Below are 15,021 nucleotides of genomic sequence, written 5' to 3'. Positions count from 1 at the left end.
GCCACCGGCTCGGGCACCGGCCGAACCAGCTCTCGGGCGGCGAGCAGCAGCGGGTCGCGGTGGCCCGCGCCGTGGCCGGCGACCCGCCGCTGCTGCTGGCCGACGAGCCGACCGGCAACCTGGACTCCGCCTCGGGCGCGGAGGTGCTGGCCGTGCTGGGCGACCTGCACACGGCCGGTACGACGATCGCGGTCATCACGCATGACGCCGACGTCGCCTCCTGGTGCCACCGCCAGGTCAGACTCCGCGACGGCCACATCGTCGCCGACCTCTCGAACGGAGCCCCGGCATGACCCGGCTGACCCTCGCCAAGCCACCCCGCGCCCGGCTGATCCCGGCCCGCCTGGGCCTGGCCGACGTCCTGCGGGTCGGCGCGGCCGGGCTCAGCACCCGCCCGACCAGGGTGATCCTGTCCGCGCTCGGCATCGCCATCGGCATCGCGACCATGATCGCGGTGATCGGCATCTCGGCCTCCTCGCGGGAGCAGCTGCTGCGCCGGCTCGACCGCCTCGGCACCAACCTGCTCACCGTCTCGGCGGGACAGACCATGTTCGGCGAGAACGCCGAGCTGCCCACCGGCGCGGTCGCCATGGTCCGGCGCATCGGCCCGGTCCGTACGGCCGCCGCCACCGGGATGGTCTCCACCGTCACGATCCGGCGCACCGACCACATCCCCGTGGCCGTGACCGGCGGCATCGCCGTACAGGCGGCGTCCGTGGGGCTGCTGGACACGCTGGAGGGCGCCGTCGCCAAGGGCGTCTGGCTCAACGCCGCCACCGAACGCCGGCCCGTGGTCGTCCTCGGCTCCAAGAGCGCCGAGACGCTCGGCATCACCCGGACCGGGGTGCGGGTGTGGATCGGCGGCCGGTGGTTCACGGTGACCGGCATCCTGACGCCGATGCCGCTGGCGCCGGAGATCGAGCGGTCGGCGCTGATCGGCTTCCCGGCCGCGCAGGAGCTGCTGGGCTTCGACGGGCATCCGTCCGTGGTGTACGAACGGTCGTCGGAGGAGTCGGTGGAGGGCGTACGAGCGGTGCTGCCGCGCACCGTGAACCCGGAGAACCCTGAGGAGGTCCAGGTCAGCAGGCCGTCCGACGCGCTGGCGGCCAAGGCGGCGGCGGCCGGCGCGTTCACGAACCTGCTGCTCGGCCTCGGCGCGGTCGCGCTCCTGGTCGGCGGCGTCGGCGTGGCGAACACGATGGTGATCTCGGTGCTGGAGCGCCGCAGCGAGATCGGGCTGCGCCGCTCGCTCGGGGCGACGCGGGGGCAGGTGCGGCTGCAGTTCCTGGCGGAGTCGCTGCTGCTGTCGGCGCTGGGCGGGGTGGTGGGGGCGGTGCTCGGGGCGCTGGCCACCACGGTCTACGCGATGTCGCGCGGCTGGCCCGCCGTGGTGCCGCCGTGGGCGCTCGGCGGCGCGCTCGCCGCCACGCTGGTCATCGGCACGATCGCGGGACTCTACCCGGCCGTGCGAGCCGCCCGCCTGTCCCCGACGGTGGCCCTGACCACCACCTGAGACCCGCCCACCCGAAAGTCACGGGCGGGTGGCCCGGTCGAACGTCTCGGCCAGTTCGTCCGCGCACAGCTCCGGATCCAGCCCCCTGACCAGCCGCTCGGCCACCACGTCGAGCGCCGCCCGCACCGTGGCGGCCATGATCGTCGAGTCGAACGCCCGGAACGCCCCCGTACGCTGCCCGTCGTCGAACATCGCCACCAGCCGGGCCACCCCCTCGTCGGCCTCCTGCCCCCCGGCCGCGGCGGCGTTGAGCGCGATCTGCTGCACGGCCCGCACGTGGTCGGGATGGGCGGCGACGAAGGCCACGTTCGACCTGATGTAGGCCTGGAGCAGGTCGCGCACCCCGCCGGCGGCGTCGAGCGCGGGCCGCATGAAGGCGGCGGCGTCCTCGATCACCTTGCGCACGACGGCCGCCAGCAGCTCGTCCTTGGTGGAGAAATGGTAGGAGATCAGCCGCTTGCTGCTGAGCCCCGCGTGCTCGCAGATGGCCTCGAACGTGGTGGCGGCGTACCCGCGCCGGGCCAGGACGGCGATCGTGGCCTGCGCGATCTGCGCCCTGCGTGCCTCGGTCGCGGCGCGGCGAGCTGTCTGCATGTCACCCGAGCTTGCCACGCTTGGGGTACGCCTGTCGTACGGCACGACGGTTGACGATCACGGCGACGGCCGCCAGCAGCACTCCGACCAGGGCCTGCTCGACCCGCATCCACGCCGGGTAGCCGCTGGAGGGGACGGCCACGATCAGCAGGATGCCGATGGGCGCGATGGTGGCGATGAAGCGGATGCGGACGTAGGCGGGCAGGTGTCCTTCGGCGGCGCGGCCGGTCAGCGTGATGAGCCAGGCGGCGGCCGCGGCGACGGCGACGCCTCGCACCCACACCACCCAGTCACCGCCGACGACGCCCGCGACGGCGAGGGCGAGCAGGGAGATCACGAGCATGACGACGAAGAGGATCCGGACCGGAGCCCAAGTCTTGTTATCCATGCGAGTAAAGTTATACAGGTGAGTAATTTTCTGCAAGGCATAACTCGATGGCAGGCCCGGCGGTCACCGTGCTGTACTGGGCGGAAGATGACTTCAGACAACGAGTGGGACGAAGCCCACGCCTGGGTTCAGGCCAACAGCGACCGGCTTCCGCGCACCTACGCGGAGTACAGCACGTTCTCCTTCGCCTATCGCAAGGCGATCTACCGGCGGCTCACGCCCGACACCAAGGCCCGGCTGTGGACGGAGCACTTCGGCCACTACCTCGACGGGCACCCCGACCTGTCGGCCGAGCAGCGGCACGTCATAGCCGACGCGCAGGTTCTCGTACCGGAGGTCCATCGGCAGGACCGGCCGTTCGACCGCGACAAGCTCGACGCGCTCGGCGGCAGGGCCGTCGCGGCGTTCGGGGCGGACGAGGCGCACGACCTGTTCGCGACGCTCGGCCCGCCCGGGGGATCCTGCTCGATCAGGTGAGGCAGGCCGGGAAGGCGAGCCGCGCCAGGCGGGTGAGGCCCCGAGCCGCCCGGGGCCACGCCCCTACATGTTGATCATGTGGCCCGCGAGGCCGTGGATCGCCTCCTTGACCGCCTCGCCGAGCGTCGGGTGCGCGTGCACGTTGCGCGCCACCTCGTGCACCGTCAGGTCCCACTGCTGGGCCAGCGTCAGCTCCGGCAGCAGCTCCGTCACCTCGGGGCCGATCAGGTGCGCGCCGAGCAGCTCGCCGTACTGGTTGTCGCTGATGATCTTGACGAAGCCGGTCGAGTCGCCGAGGCCGTGCGCCTTGCCGTTCGCGGTGAACGGGAACTTGACGACCTTCACGTCGTACCCCAGGTCGCGGGCCTGCGCCTCGGTGTAGCCGAAGCTGGCCACCTGCGGCTGGCAGTAGGTGGCCCGCGGGATCATCACGTAGTCGAGCTCCATGGTCTCCGCGTCGCCGATCGTCTCGGCCGCGATGATGCCCATGGCCTCGGCCGCGTGCGCCAGCATGAGCTTGGCGGTGACGTCGCCGATGGCGAAGATGTGCGGCACGTTCGTGCGGCACCGGCCGTCCACGGCGATCGCGCCCCGGTCGGTGAGCGCCACGCCGGTCTTCTCCAGGCCGTAGCCGTCCACCCGCGGCGCGAACCCGATGGCCTGCATGACCTTGTCGGCCTCCAGCACCTGCTGCTGGTCGTTGCGGGTGACGGTGACCTTGACCGAGGAGCCGGTGTCGTCGATGCCGTCCACCCGGGTGGAGGTGAGCACCTCGATGCCGAGCCGCTTGTAGCGCTTGGCCAGCTCGGCGGAGACCTCCTCGTCCTCCAGCGGCACCATGCGGTCGAGGAACTCGACGATCGTCACCTTGACGCCGTAGTTGTGCAGCACATACGCGAACTCCACGCCGATCGCGCCCGCGCCCGCGATGATGACGCTGCCCGGGAGCTGGTCGGTCATGATCTGCTCCTCGTACGTCACCACCCGCTCCGACAGCGACGTGCCGGGGATCAGCCTGGTGGTGGCGCCGGCGGCGATGATGCAGTGGGCAAAGGTGATGGTCTCGTCGTTGACCTGGATGGTGTTGGCGTCCAGGAACGTGCCGCGGCCGTCGTACTCCTTGATGGCGTTCTTCTTCATCAGGTAGTGGACGCCCTTGACCCGGCCGTCGGCCACCTTGCGGCTGCGCTGGAAGGCGGCGCCGTAGTCGAAGCTGACCTCGCCGCTGATGCCGAAGGTCTTGGCCTCGCTGTGGAAAATATGGGCGAGCTCCGCGTTGCGCAACAGCGCCTTGGACGGGATGCAGCCCACGTTCAGGCAGACGCCACCCCAGTACTTCTCCTCGACGACCGCTGTGCGCAGCCCGAGCTGGGCGGCGCGGACCGCAGCCGTGTAACCTCCGGGACCCGCGCCGAGAACGACGACGTCATAGTGAGTGCTCATGCGTCGGACGATACCGTCCACCCAGGTCTACCCCTGACCCTCGCCCCTGCGCCAATGACCGGCTCCGCGCGCCCCGGTTGGATCGGGGCATGACCGAATTCCCCGGACGCTGGGCGGAGGGCGTCAGCCTCACCGCGGCCCCCGTCCTCATGCTCGCGGGCGTGCTGCTGCGCCTGCCGTACGACGGCTTCTTCCCGAGCCAGCTCGCGGCCTTCGCCGCGGAGCCCGCGCTGATGACCGCCTCCTACAGCTGCTTCGCGGCGGGCAACGTGCTGCTCTGGCCCGGCGTGCTGCGGCTGGCCCGGGTCGCGCCGTGGGGCGCGGCGATGGTGCTGCTCGGGCTCTTCGAGCGCACGTTCCACGCCGGGATCAGCCATCTGGCGTTCCAGCTCGTCTCCGTGCAGGGACTTTCGGCCGCCCGTAACGCGGTGGCGGACTCGTACGGAGCCTTCCACGTCTTCGCCTCGCTCAGCGTGGCACTGTTCTTCGGCTGGATCGTGCTGGCGATCGGCCTGTGGCGGGCCGGCACGCTCGGCCTCGCGCGGGCGCTCGCGCTGGGCCTGATGTCCGCGCTGCCGATCGGTGTGCTGAAGGGCACCGGCCCGATGTCGATCGTGGCGACCGTGGGCCTGTGCGTCGCGCTCGTGCCGCTCGGCGTCAAGGTGCTGCGCGACGGCCCGGCGCCGAGGTGGTGGGCCGTCCCGCTGGCCCTGGCGATCGGCGCGGGCGCGTTCGCGCTCGGCACCCTCGGCTAGACCTCCACCTTGTACGTCAGCGCCAGCTCGTCCGCCGGAACCCCGCGAATACCCCAGTTGACCTTGGGCATCTCGATGATCGTGATCTCCACGTCCTCGGGCGGCAGCCCGCAGCGCTCGTAGATCGCCCGGATCAGCGCCCGCTTGGCGTCGTCGCTGCGGCCGGTGAAGCAGACGACCTCGATGATCAGGTACTGGTCGCTGCGCTGAGGGCAGACGAAGTCGTCGGCGTCGAGCAGCAGGAAGCGGTGGAAGCGCTTGTCCTCCGGCAGCCCCCACGCGCTCACCAGGCACGACTGCAGCAGGTCCGACAGCTCCCGCCGCCGCCCCGCCCACACGTCGCGCCGTCCGTAGATCTTCAGCTGGGCCATGACCGCCACTGTAGAAGATGTAGCCTGAGCCCTGATGTATCGCCTCGTGTTCACGCAGGTCTTGCGACGTTTCGACGCCGAGGCCGTGCACCACCTGACCGTCAGGGCCCTCGCGCTGCTCTCGGCGCTGCCCCTGCTCAAGCGGCTGCTTCACCGAGCGCTCGCGCCGCGCGACCCCGTCCTGCGCGTGAGCGCGTTCGGCGTGCACTTCCCCGGGCCGCTGGGCCTGGCCGCCGGGTTCGACAAGGACGCCGCCTGCGCCGAGGGCGTGGCCGCCCTGGGGTTCGGGCACGTCGAGGTCGGCACCATCACCGCGCACGCCCAGCCGGGCAACCCCAGGCCGCGGCTGTTCCGGCTGGTGCCGGGCCAGGCGGTGATCAACCGGATGGGCTTCAACAACGCCGGGGCCGTGGCCGCCTCGCGCCGCCTGCGCCGCACCCGGGGCGTCCCGGTCGTGATCGGGGTGAACATCGGCAAGACCAAGGTGGTGCCCGAGTCCGAGGCCGCCGCCGACTACGTGGCCAGTGCCAAGGAACTGGCCGCGCTCGCCGACTACCTCGTGGTCAACGTCAGCTCGCCCAACACGCCCGGCCTGCGCGACCTTCAGGCCGTCTCGAAGCTGCGGCCGCTGCTCGCCTCGGTCAAGGACGTCGCCGACGGCACGCCGCGCCGTACCCCGCTGCTGGTGAAGATCGCCCCCGACCTGGCCGACGAGGACGTCGACGCGGTCGCCGACCTGGCCCTGGAGCTGGGGCTGGACGGGATCATCGCGACCAACACCACGATCAGGCACGGCGGCGAGACCGGCGGGCTGTCGGGCCGGCCGCTCAAGGCCCGCTCGCTGGAGGTGCTGCGCCGCCTGCGGGCCCGCGCCGGCGACCGGCTCACGCTGGTGTCGGTGGGCGGGGTGGAGGACGTGGACGACGTGTGGGAGCGCCTGCTCGCCGGGGCCACCCTGGTGCAGGGGTACACGGGGTGGATCTACGGCGGGCCGCTGTGGGCCTCGCGCATCCACCGCCGGCTCGCCCGCCGGGTCCGGCGGCACGGCATGAAGTCGATCACCGAGGCGATCGGCCGCACGGCCTGAGGCACGTGCCTCAGCGGAGCAGGCGGAAGAAGGCGCGGACCTCGTCCACGAACAGCTTGGGCTGCTCAAGGGCGGCGAAGTGGCCGCCCCTGTCCAGCTCGTTCCAGTGGCGGAGGTCGGTGAAACGCCGGGCCGCCCAGCGGCGCGAGGGCCGGGGCAGCTCCTTGGGGAAGATCGACGCGCCGGTGGGCACGTCGACCGTGTCCGGGTTCGACTCGGTGAACCAGGTCCGCACCTGCTTGAAGCTCTCCCAGTACAGGCGCGCCGACGACGCGCCCGTGGCGGTCAGCCAGTAGAGCGAGACGTTGTCGAGCATCGCGTCCCTGCTCAGCTCGCTGCGGGGATCGGACCAGGCGAGGAACTTCTCCGCCATCCACCCGCACAGCGCGGCGGGGGAGTCCACCAGCGCGTACCCGATGGTCTGGGGCCGGGTGGACTGCATCAGGTTGTAGCCGTCGCCCTGCTCCCCGGCCTGCCTCAGCTCGGCCAGCGCCGACCGCTCGGCCTCGGTGATCGCGTCGCCGGGAGCGGCCAGGGGCGGCACCAGGTGGATGCCGATGACGTGCTCCGGATGCCGCCGCGCCAGCAAGGTGCTGACGCTGGTGCCCCAGTCGTGGCCCTGCGCGCCGTACCGCTCGTACCCGAGCCTGTCCATCAGCTCCGCCCACGCGTCGGCGACGCGCTCGATGCCCCAGCCGGCGCGGGCGGGTTTGTCGCTGAAGCCGTAGCCGGGCAGCGAGGGGCAGACGACGTGGAAGGCGTCCGCCGGGTCCGCCGGGTCGGTCAGCGGCCCGATGACGTCGAGGAACTCGATCACCGACCCGGGCCAGCCGTGCGTCATGACCAGCGGGGTCGCGGACGGGTGCGGGGAGCGTACGTGCAGGAGATGGATGCCGAGGCCGCCGATCTCCATCCGGAACTGCGGGAAGGCGTTGAGCCGCGCCTCCGCCCGCCGCCAGTCGTACAGGCCGGCCCAGTAGCCGCACAGCTCCCGCAGGTAGGCCAGCGGGACGCCCTGGGACTCGTCCGGCACCGTCTCGGGCTCCGGCCAGCGGGTGTTCCTCAGCCGCGCCCGCAGGTCGGCCAGGTCGGACTCGGGAACGTCGATCAGGAATGGCGTCACCTCTGATGACCTTTCCCGCCGGGGCGAAGCCATGCCGTTGCTAGGGTGCCCGGATGGCGAACGATCCGCACGAGATACCCGCCCGTCTCTGCCGGAACTATCTCGAACTGGCCGATCGCCACGCCCCCGGCCTGATCGAGGGCCTGTACCTGTCGGGCTCGATCGCGCTCGGCGACTACCACCCGGCGGTGAGCGACGTCGACTTCGTGGCCGTCGTCGGCCGTCCGCCGGACGTCGCCGCGCTCAGGACCGTCCATGCCGAGCTGCGGCGACGCAACGGGGCCAGGCCGAACTTCGACGGCGTGTACGTCACCTGGGACGACCTGCGCAAGGACCCCGACGAGACGCCCGCCGGCCCCTCGGCCCACGACTGGAAGGTGGACGGGTCGAGCCGAGGGGAGCGCGGCCTGGTCACCTGGCACCTCCTGGCCCAGGGCGGCGTGGCCGTGCGCGGGCCGTCGGCCGCCGGCCTGGGCGTCCACACCGACTGGGACAAGCTGGCCGGGCAGACCCGGCACAACCTGGCGACGTACTGGACCGCCTGGGTGCGGCGCGCCTCGCGGCTGCCGTCCCTCTGGGGCGTGGCCGTGCTGAGCGACTACATGACCACCTGGGGCGCGCTCGGCGTCACCCGCCTGCGTCACACGCTCGCGGCCGGCGAGGTGACCTCGAAGACCGCGGCGGCCCGGTACGCGCTGGAGACCTACGACGAGCGCTGGCACCCGATCGTCCGCGAGGCGCTGCGGATCAGGCTGGGCGGGCCCCCGGTGTACCGCAACCGCCTGCGCCGCCGGGCCGACCTGCTGGCCTTCATGGGCATGGTGCTGGAGGGCTGAGGCACACCGGAGGCTCGATCACGTCACACGGTCGGCTTGGTCGACTCCGCGTCGTGGGTCATCGCGTTCAGGCGCTTCATCACCTCGGAGACGGGCACCTTGCCGGGCCGGTGCGGCCGGCGCCGCTGCCACGGCCGCGGCCCGTCGAGCGGCCGGTACTCCACCCCGAGCGCGTCGAGCCGCCCGAGATGCTCGTCCAGGCGGGCCGGGAAGTCGTCGCCCGCCGAGCCCGACCACGTCACCTCCGCCAGCGCGCACGCCCGCGGCCACGTCCGGTAGTCGAGCGTGCGGGGGTCGGGGATGCGCTCGCTCCAGAGCTGCGCCTGGGCGCCGACGACCCGCACCCGCTCCTCCCGCGTCCAGTCGTCCGGGACGGGGGAGAAGGCCGCCACGTCGGCGACGGTGATCGCGTCGCCGATCGCCATCGGCTCGTCCGCCGAGGCCGACTCGGCGTAGTCGAAGTACAGCGGGAACACCGGCGTCGCGATCACGTCGTGCCCCGCCGCGGCCGCGCGCCGGCCCACGCCCATGCCGCGCCACGGCATCACCAGCGTGTCGGGCCGCAGCTCACCGCTGACGAACGCCTCGTCCCACACCACCGCCCGCGCGCCCCGCTCGGCCAGCACGTCGGCGAGCCTGCGCAGGAACCACGCCTGCAGCTCGCCGTTCGACGACAGGCCCAGCGAGTCGCGGTAGGCGGTGATCTCCTTGGACTCGGCCCAGTGGTCGAGCACCACCTCGTCGCCGCCGATGTGGACGTAGGGGGTCTCGCCGAGCGCGCCGATCAGCTCGTCGAAGATCGCCGTCAGGAACTCGACCGTCGGCGGCTTCGGCGACAGGATCGCCCGGGTGATGCCCCAGCGCTCCAGCACCTGCCAGCGGTCGTCGGACGAGCCGAACTCCGGGTAGGCCGTCAGGATCGCCTGCGCGTGGCCCGGCACGTCGATCTCCGGCACGACGGTGACCGCCCTGGCCCGCGCGTACGCGCCGATCTCCGCCAGGTCCTCCAGCGAGTAGTAGCCGCCGTGCGGGATCTCGTCGTAGGACTCGGGGTCGCGGGAGAAGTTGGTGGCCGTACGCGCGCGGTGCGAGGCGATCTCGTGCAGCAGCGGGTACGCCCTGCTCTCCACCCGCCAGCCCTGGTCGTCCACCAGGTGCAGGTGCAGCCGGTTCAGCTTGTGCACGGCCATCAGGTCGAGCAGCCGCAGCACCTCACGCTTGGGGAAGAAGTGCCGGGCCACGTCCAGGTGCAGGCCGCGCCAGGAGAAGCGGGGCGCGTCCTCGATCCGCACCCCCGGCACGTTCCACGCCGTGCCCGCCGAGAAGCGGTAGGAGGAGGGCGGCAGCAACTGGTGCAGCGACTGGCCCGCGTAGAAAGCGCCGGACCGGCCGCCCGCGGCGATCTCCACGCCGCGCGAGCCCACGGTCAGCCGGTACGCCTCGGGGCCGAGCGCCGGGTCGAGCCTCAGGTCGACGGCCCCCGAGTCGCCGGGGCGCAGGTCGAGCACCGGCAGCGCGAGGCGTACGGCGTCGACCAGGTCGGCGGGGCCGGACACGGTGGCGCCGGAGGTCAGCTCATAGGAACCGGAAAGATCACGAAACAGGTCAGAGCGAGGAATCATGCTTCGAGATAGTGCTGCAATCCGTTGGCGAGCGCCAGGGCGATCCGCTGCCGGAACTTCGGGTCCTGGAACTTGGCCGCCTCGGCCGCGTTGCGCATGTTGCCGCACTCGACGAAGATCTTCGGCACCGACGACAGGTTGAGTCCGCCCAGGTCGCTGCGGTAGTCGAGGGCCTTGCTGCCGATGTAGGTGGAGTAGGGCAGCCCGGTGCCCTTCCTGAACGAGTCACGCACCGCCACGCCGAGCTGACGCGACTTGCCCACGACCGGGTCCACCGGCCCGTTGATCTTCTTCGGCATGATGACGTGGAAGCCGTGGTTGGCCGGGCCGGCGCCGTCGGCGTGCACGGAGATCGCGGCGTCGGCCTTGGCCTTGTTGCCGATCGCGGCCCGCTGGGTGATGCACGGCCCGACGCTGTCGTTGTCGGCCCTGGTCAGCTTCACCGTGGCGCCGCGGCTCTTCAGGATCTTGAGCATCCGGTTGGAGACGTCCCAGGTGAAGGCCGCCTCGGTGTAGTGGTTGTTGGTCTCCGTGCCCGTCGTGTCGCACGGCTTCCACTTGGTCAGCACGTTGACCTTGCGGTTGACGGCCTTGGGCGCGCGGTAGTTGCCGCCGTTGTGGCCGGGGTCGATCACGATGACCTTGCCGTCGAGCGGCTTGGCCGCCGCCTCGGGCTTGGCCGGAACGGGTGCCTGTTCGGACGTCGTGGCCGCGTTGGCGGCCTGGGCCGCCTGACCTGCGGCGGCGCCATCGCTGCCGGCGCCGCTGCACGCGGTGGCGATCAGGCCGCAGACGGCGAGGACTGACGCTGGGAGAGCACGCATGGCCTCCAACTTACGTCAACAGCGGTCCTCACCAGACGCGTTCGCCCACCTCCTGCCGTTCGAGCAGCGCGGCCAGCTCCCGGGCGTCCTCGGCGTCGAGGCCGAGCACGACGCGGGGACGGCCCCACGGATGGTCGAGCGAATGGGCGACGTAGCTGGCCACGGACTCGGCGCCGACGTCGGTGCCCCTGCCTCGGCCCGCGCGCCAGTGCGCCCATGCCCTTTCGAGCTCGGCCGCCGCGCGCTGGGCGCAGGACACAAGTTCGGGATCACGCATGACTGTCCCCCCGGATCAGATCGTTCGCATGACCCTCATGAGTAAACCGCCGTGCGGCGCCGCCGCCGCACGGGTTGACCCAGCTTTGGCCCACTCTTAGGCGGGACCCGTGCTCCGTCGTACGATCAGCTCAGGGGTCACCTCGCGCAGGCGCGCGACTTTGGCCGGATCTCCGATCCGGTCGCTGAGCAGTGCCGCCGCCGACCGTCCCATGGTGCGGCGGGGCTGGTCGACCGACGTGAGCGAGATGTGGTGCGAGGCGGCCAGGTGGGTGTTGTCGTAGCCGACCACCGACAGGTCCTCCGGCACCTTCAGGCCCAGCTCCGCGGCGGCGGACAGAACGCCGAGCGCCACCACGTCGTTGGCGGCGAAGATCGCCGTGGGCCTGGGATCGCGGTTGAGCAGGGCGAGGGCGGCCTGACGGCCGTCCTCCTCGGTCGACTCCGCGGCTTCGACCATGATGTACGGCGCCAGCGAGTGCCTGCGCATCGCCACGAGGTAGCCCTCGCAGCGCGACGAGCGCGCGCCCTCGATGTGCGCGATCCGCTTGTGGCCGTGCTCGACCAGGTGGTCGATGGCCAGGCGGGCGCCGAGCTGGTCGTCGTCGACGACGATGTCGACTCCTTCGAGCTCTATGTCACGTTCCCCTACGACGACCGTGGGCGTGTAGGAGGTCGCCTCGATCAGCGTCTCGCTGGTCGGCGCGATGCCGAGCAGCACCAGCCCGTCGACCCTGAGTTCTAAGAACGCCTCCACGGCTTCGTCCTCGAACGCTGGGTCCCACTGGCTGTTGCCGATCAGCATGCGCAGTCCGTCGCCGTGCAGGCTCTCCTGCAGACCGTCGAGGAACTCGGCGTAGAACGGGTTGTGCAGATCGGCTACGAGCGCGCCGACCAGGTGAGTGCGGCCCTCGACGAGGCTGCGGGCCACCGCGTTGGGGCGGTAGCCGAGCTCGCGGGCCGCTTGCAGCACGGCTTGCCGCCGGTGCTCGCTCACGTGCGGGGATCCGCGCAGTACGAGCGACACCAGCGATTTCGAGACGCCGGCTCGTTCGGCGACGTTGCGGATGGTGGGTCTTGGCCGAGGCACCGCGTCTACCTCTCGGAGCTCGGTGATGGTTGAAGTGTTGACGGGCGGTCCTGACATGTGTCTCCCCCGCGATGCGAAGTTGGGCACCTGTCTGACCAAACGATCGAGTTCGCCGCAGGGTACGGCTTCAGGTTAGGGAAGGCTGATATTGACCGGTCGGCTACATGTCCGCTATTGGGCACGCCGTCGGATACTGTGCTGATGTGACACCCGGGAAGTCAGCCGAGACGGCACGACCGGCGCGGCGCAGGCTCAGCGTGGACCGTCGTCGCGAGGAGCTCATGGCGGCGGCGTTGGAGCTCTTCAGCACCCGTGACGCGGAGGACGTCTCGATCGACGACGTGGCCTCGGCGGCGGGGGCGTCGCGAGCGCTCGTCTACCACTACTTCGGCGGCAAGCAGGAGCTCTACGTGGCCGCGCTGAGGAGCGCGGCCGAGCAACTGGAGTCGCGGCTGCGCCCGCAGGGCGGCGGCCGGCCGATCGACGAGCTGGCCCTGGGGCTCGGGCGCTACTTCGACTTCGTCGAGGAGCACGCGGCCGGGTTCGCGGCGCTGCTGCGCGGCGGCCCCGCCAACCGGGCGGGCGACGTCGGCGAGATCGTGGAGGGCGTCCGGCAGCGGCTGTTCCGTTTAATCCAACGGCAGATGGGGGTCGAGCGGCCGAGCCCGGTGCTGCGCACGACGCTCAGGTCGTGGATCGCCTCCGTGGAGACGGCGGGGCTCGACTGGCTGGAGCATCGTGACATCGAGCGCCCGGCGCTGGAGAAGATGCTGGTCGACCACATGGTGGCGCTGCTCGGAGTGGCCGCTGGCTACGACGAGGACGTGCGCGGCCTGCTCGACATGCTCACCGCGGGGCGGTAACCGCTCACCCGCTGGGCACAAAACCGTACCTTCGTCGCCGTCACGCATCGTGACGTCCTGAAGCGTCACGGACCGTGACCCCGACATTCGTCACTGATCGCTACCGATCGTGACAACGAGGGAAGGATGGCGCCGGGCGGGCGGCGCCAACTCCCCACTTACGACTTGACGTCGTCACCGAGGTGGACCGGGCCGTCCTGACACGGCCCACCGTTCAACCCCCCTGAGGTTCGTGACGACCCCGGCTACTCCGAGCGCTGCTGCGGAATGCCCGCCAGCAGTGCCCTGACCTCGGTCTCCCGGTAACGACGGTGACCGCCGAGGGTACGAATCGACGTCAACTTGCCTGCCTTGGCCCACCGCGTGACGGTCTTGGGGTCGACCCTGAACATGGTCGCGACCTCGGCGGGCGTGAGCAGCGGCTCGGCCTCGGGTGTACGAGCTGACATTTGTGCGGCCTCTCCTCCGTGCGGACCGGCTCAGCGATCCTGTGACTCCCTTTGCGCGTGTCACGGATGTCCCCCTATAGCCCAGAGCGTGCGGCTTTTCTGGGCCATATGCGGCATCACCCGAAGTGACCATACCGCCACGCAGAGCGATTGGCGAGCCCTTCTTTGACCCAACTGCCCGCCCACGTGGCGATGTCACGCTCGGTGATTCTAGCGACACGTTTCGTGGTATCGCAGTGAAAACGGCAAACTACTCAGTTCGCAGAAGACAGCAGCCGCTAGTCATGACCTACTTATGCAGGTCAGACGGTTGTATTGGGGCTCAGTTGGATGATTCCAGGAGTTGCATTGACTTCCAGCGCAGGATCACCCTCTGGTACATGGCGTAGGCAAGCTCTTCTTGACCCGTGTCCAGGCCCGTGAGGGCGGCGGAGAGCTCCGCGACGGACTGGTCGGCCTGCAACGCGTCGTCGTCCATGAGGTGCACCAGGCCGCCGTAGTCGAGCTCCACCAGCGAGTGCGGGTGGAACTCCTCCAGCCAGCGGGCCACGTCCTCGACGTCGAAGTTGGCCGACACGTCGCCCAGGTGCTTGCGCAGCACCCCCATGGCGCGGGCCGAACGCCTCCTGGCCTGCGCCATCGAGGTGACGTAGATGAGGTTGCGCCCCGTGGCGGTGGTCACGTCCTGGCCCGGGGTGGAGGAGCCGAGCACCAGCCAGCGCTCGTTGCCGTCGAACGGCACGAACCACGCCGGCGGCACGTGCCACGCCGTCGTGCGGATGTGCGTGCGAAGGGCGGAGGAGTCGCCGCCGCGCTTGTACTTGTCGAAGTCGTCGCTCGTCTGCTCGGCGATGGCCTTCGGGACGAGCCGGTCCATCAGCTTCACGGGAGTGCCGCCACGGAGCCTTGAGAACGCCAGCCACGACCGCAGCCGGGTCTGCCACGGGCACACGTACAACCGGTCCTCAACGCGCCGCAGATAGGCGTTGGGGCTCTCCTGGGCGGGTGCCGGGTGCGGAGGCGTGCCGAGCAGCCGCCTGATGGCCTCGTCGTGCTCGGCGTTGAGCGCGTTGGCGCGCCGAGGGCGGTCACGTGACTCTGCGTACTCGGCCCAGACCTTGCGCTCGGACTCGCCGAACGCGGTCAGCGGCTCGTAGACCCGGAGGTAAGCGGCATAGGGCAGCACGGAGGCATCGTGTCATGAAGACAACCTGCTTGCACCGTTGTGGCTCATGCCGGATGTCCTTCTTCCGCTCGGCGTCACGTGATCCCGGCCACGCAACGGGCAGAAGAACGGTGACGGCCGCGAA

General features: G+C 70.9%; 18 protein-coding genes. 7 read left to right on the top strand and 11 right to left on the bottom strand.

Annotated elements, in window-relative coordinates; genetic code table 11:
• Both KME77_RS19035 and KME77_RS19030 read left to right on the top strand, forming a co-directional pair.
• Positions 1-293: ATP-binding cassette domain-containing protein (locus KME77_RS19035; protein ID WP_219469452.1), on the top strand; the 293-nt coding region annotated here is incomplete at its 5' end.
• A complete protein-coding gene (locus KME77_RS19030; protein WP_219469449.1) occupies positions 290-1,513 on the top strand; it encodes an ABC transporter permease in 1,224 nt (407 codons plus the stop codon). The genes KME77_RS19035 and KME77_RS19030, both read left to right, overlap by 4 nt.
• Positions 1,514-1,531: 18 nt before the next feature.
• On the opposite strand, the gene KME77_RS19025 is transcribed toward KME77_RS19030, so the two are convergent.
• Together KME77_RS19025 and KME77_RS19020 are read right to left on the bottom strand one after the other, a co-directional pair.
• Complete coding sequence (locus KME77_RS19025; RefSeq protein ID WP_219469445.1) at positions 1,532-2,107, bottom strand: TetR/AcrR family transcriptional regulator; 576 nt, start codon at positions 2,105-2,107, stop codon at positions 1,532-1,534.
• Between the two features lies 1 nt (position 2,108).
• Positions 2,109-2,495, bottom strand: a complete 387-nt coding sequence (locus tag KME77_RS19020; protein WP_219469441.1) for a hypothetical protein — start codon at positions 2,493-2,495, stop codon at positions 2,109-2,111.
• Positions 2,496-2,582: 87 nt separating this feature from the next.
• On the opposite strand from KME77_RS19020, the gene KME77_RS19015 reads away from it, so the two are divergent.
• Positions 2,583-2,972, top strand: coding sequence for a bacteriocin fulvocin C-related protein (locus tag KME77_RS19015; protein WP_219469439.1), 390 nt, complete (start codon positions 2,583-2,585; stop codon positions 2,970-2,972).
• Positions 2,973-3,035: 63 nt separating this feature from the next.
• Here KME77_RS19015 and lpdA read toward each other — a convergent pair whose 3' ends face one another.
• A complete protein-coding gene (gene lpdA / locus KME77_RS19010; RefSeq protein WP_219469436.1) occupies positions 3,036-4,415 on the bottom strand; it encodes a dihydrolipoyl dehydrogenase in 1,380 nt (459 codons plus the stop codon).
• Positions 4,416-4,504: 89 nt separating this feature from the next.
• Between lpdA and KME77_RS19005 the strand changes: the two genes are divergently transcribed.
• Positions 4,505-5,170: a hypothetical protein gene (locus KME77_RS19005; RefSeq protein WP_219469433.1), complete on the top strand. Its 666-nt coding sequence runs from the start codon at positions 4,505-4,507 to the stop codon at positions 5,168-5,170.
• Here the strand turns inward: KME77_RS19005 and KME77_RS19000 are convergent.
• The gene (locus tag KME77_RS19000; protein WP_219469430.1) at positions 5,167-5,541 is read right to left on the bottom strand and encodes a tautomerase family protein; all 375 of its coding nucleotides are present in this window, start codon (positions 5,539-5,541) and stop codon (positions 5,167-5,169) included. The two genes, KME77_RS19005 and KME77_RS19000, sit on opposite strands and share 4 nt — an antisense overlap.
• A 34-nt stretch (positions 5,542-5,575) precedes the next feature.
• On the opposite strand from KME77_RS19000, the gene KME77_RS18995 reads away from it, so the two are divergent.
• Positions 5,576-6,628 carry a quinone-dependent dihydroorotate dehydrogenase gene (locus KME77_RS18995; RefSeq protein ID WP_219469427.1) on the top strand — a complete coding sequence of 351 codons (1,053 nt, stop codon included), beginning with the start codon at positions 5,576-5,578 and terminating at the stop codon, positions 6,626-6,628.
• A 10-nt stretch (positions 6,629-6,638) separates the two neighbouring features.
• Here the strand turns inward: KME77_RS18995 and KME77_RS18990 are convergent, their stop codons facing one another.
• Positions 6,639-7,751 carry an epoxide hydrolase family protein gene (locus tag KME77_RS18990; RefSeq protein WP_308250769.1) on the bottom strand — a complete coding sequence of 371 codons (1,113 nt, stop codon included), beginning with the start codon at positions 7,749-7,751 and terminating at the stop codon, positions 6,639-6,641.
• 53 nt (positions 7,752-7,804) lie between these two features.
• On the opposite strand from KME77_RS18990, the gene KME77_RS18985 reads away from it, so the two are divergent.
• Positions 7,805-8,587 (top strand): nucleotidyltransferase domain-containing protein, encoded by a 783-nt coding sequence (locus KME77_RS18985; protein WP_219469421.1) that lies wholly within the window; start codon positions 7,805-7,807, stop codon positions 8,585-8,587.
• 23 nt (positions 8,588-8,610) lie between these two features.
• Here the strand turns inward: KME77_RS18985 and KME77_RS18980 are convergent, their stop codons facing one another.
• From KME77_RS18980 to KME77_RS18965, 4 genes are all read right to left on the bottom strand, one after another.
• A complete protein-coding gene (locus tag KME77_RS18980; RefSeq protein WP_219469417.1) occupies positions 8,611-10,209 on the bottom strand; it encodes a beta-N-acetylhexosaminidase in 1,599 nt (532 codons plus the stop codon).
• A complete protein-coding gene (locus KME77_RS18975) occupies positions 10,206-11,033 on the bottom strand; it encodes an N-acetylmuramoyl-L-alanine amidase (protein WP_219469415.1) in 828 nt (275 codons plus the stop codon). The genes KME77_RS18980 and KME77_RS18975 overlap by 4 nt, the downstream gene beginning before the upstream one ends.
• 28 nt (positions 11,034-11,061) lie before the next feature.
• A complete protein-coding gene (locus tag KME77_RS18970; RefSeq protein ID WP_219469412.1) occupies positions 11,062-11,310 on the bottom strand; it encodes a hypothetical protein in 249 nt (82 codons plus the stop codon).
• Positions 11,311-11,406: 96 nt separating this feature from the next.
• The gene (locus KME77_RS18965) at positions 11,407-12,456 is read right to left on the bottom strand and encodes a LacI family DNA-binding transcriptional regulator (RefSeq protein ID WP_281424186.1); all 1,050 of its coding nucleotides are present in this window, start codon (positions 12,454-12,456) and stop codon (positions 11,407-11,409) included.
• Positions 12,457-12,602: 146 nt separating this feature from the next.
• On the opposite strand from KME77_RS18965, the gene KME77_RS18960 reads away from it, so the two are divergent.
• On the top strand, positions 12,603-13,262 hold the full coding sequence (locus tag KME77_RS18960) for a TetR/AcrR family transcriptional regulator (protein WP_308250768.1): 660 nt from the start codon (positions 12,603-12,605) through the stop codon (positions 13,260-13,262).
• A 245-nt stretch (positions 13,263-13,507) separates the two neighbouring features.
• Here KME77_RS18960 and bldC read toward each other — a convergent pair whose 3' ends face one another.
• Both bldC and KME77_RS18950 read right to left on the bottom strand, forming a co-directional pair.
• Entirely contained in the window at positions 13,508-13,711 is a 204-nt protein-coding gene (bldC, locus tag KME77_RS18955) for a developmental transcriptional regulator BldC (protein ID WP_013133571.1), read from the bottom strand.
• Between the two features lie 322 nt (positions 13,712-14,033).
• Positions 14,034-14,897: a DUF8083 family protein gene (locus KME77_RS18950; protein ID WP_219469406.1), complete on the bottom strand. Its 864-nt coding sequence runs from the start codon at positions 14,895-14,897 to the stop codon at positions 14,034-14,036.
• Between the last annotated feature and the right edge of the window lie 124 nt (positions 14,898-15,021).

Origin of the sequence: Nonomuraea rhizosphaerae (assembly GCF_019396405.1) — a bacterium.
Lineage (GTDB): Bacteria > Actinomycetota > Actinomycetes > Streptosporangiales > Streptosporangiaceae > Nonomuraea > Nonomuraea rhizosphaerae.
This window is presented reverse-complemented; position numbering and strand designations above follow the sequence as displayed.

What these genes read in the sequence shown, in the direction of transcription:
- KME77_RS19030 (WP_219469449.1), top strand. Translation starts at nt 290, where the DNA reads ATGACCCGGCTGACCCTCGCCAAGCCACCCCGCGCCCGGCTGATCCCG.
- KME77_RS19025 (WP_219469445.1), bottom strand. Translation starts at nt 2,107, where the DNA reads ATGCAGACAGCTCGCCGCGCCGCGACCGAGGCACGCAGGGCGCAGATC.
- KME77_RS19020 (WP_219469441.1), bottom strand. Translation starts at nt 2,495, where the DNA reads ATGGATAACAAGACTTGGGCTCCGGTCCGGATCCTCTTCGTCGTCATG.
- KME77_RS19015 (WP_219469439.1), top strand. Translation starts at nt 2,583, where the DNA reads ATGACTTCAGACAACGAGTGGGACGAAGCCCACGCCTGGGTTCAGGCC.
- lpdA (WP_219469436.1), bottom strand. Translation starts at nt 4,415, where the DNA reads ATGAGCACTCACTATGACGTCGTCGTTCTCGGCGCGGGTCCCGGAGGT.
- KME77_RS19005 (WP_219469433.1), top strand. Translation starts at nt 4,505, where the DNA reads ATGACCGAATTCCCCGGACGCTGGGCGGAGGGCGTCAGCCTCACCGCG.
- KME77_RS19000 (WP_219469430.1), bottom strand. Translation starts at nt 5,541, where the DNA reads ATGGCCCAGCTGAAGATCTACGGACGGCGCGACGTGTGGGCGGGGCGG.
- KME77_RS18995 (WP_219469427.1), top strand. Translation starts at nt 5,576, where the DNA reads ATGTATCGCCTCGTGTTCACGCAGGTCTTGCGACGTTTCGACGCCGAG.
- KME77_RS18985 (WP_219469421.1), top strand. Translation starts at nt 7,805, where the DNA reads ATGGCGAACGATCCGCACGAGATACCCGCCCGTCTCTGCCGGAACTAT.
- KME77_RS18980 (WP_219469417.1), bottom strand. Translation starts at nt 10,209, where the DNA reads ATGATTCCTCGCTCTGACCTGTTTCGTGATCTTTCCGGTTCCTATGAG.
- KME77_RS18975 (WP_219469415.1), bottom strand. Translation starts at nt 11,033, where the DNA reads ATGCGTGCTCTCCCAGCGTCAGTCCTCGCCGTCTGCGGCCTGATCGCC.
- KME77_RS18970 (WP_219469412.1), bottom strand. Translation starts at nt 11,310, where the DNA reads ATGCGTGATCCCGAACTTGTGTCCTGCGCCCAGCGCGCGGCGGCCGAG.
- KME77_RS18965 (WP_281424186.1), bottom strand. Translation starts at nt 12,456, where the DNA reads ATGTCAGGACCGCCCGTCAACACTTCAACCATCACCGAGCTCCGAGAG.
- bldC (WP_013133571.1), bottom strand. Translation starts at nt 13,711, where the DNA reads ATGTCAGCTCGTACACCCGAGGCCGAGCCGCTGCTCACGCCCGCCGAG.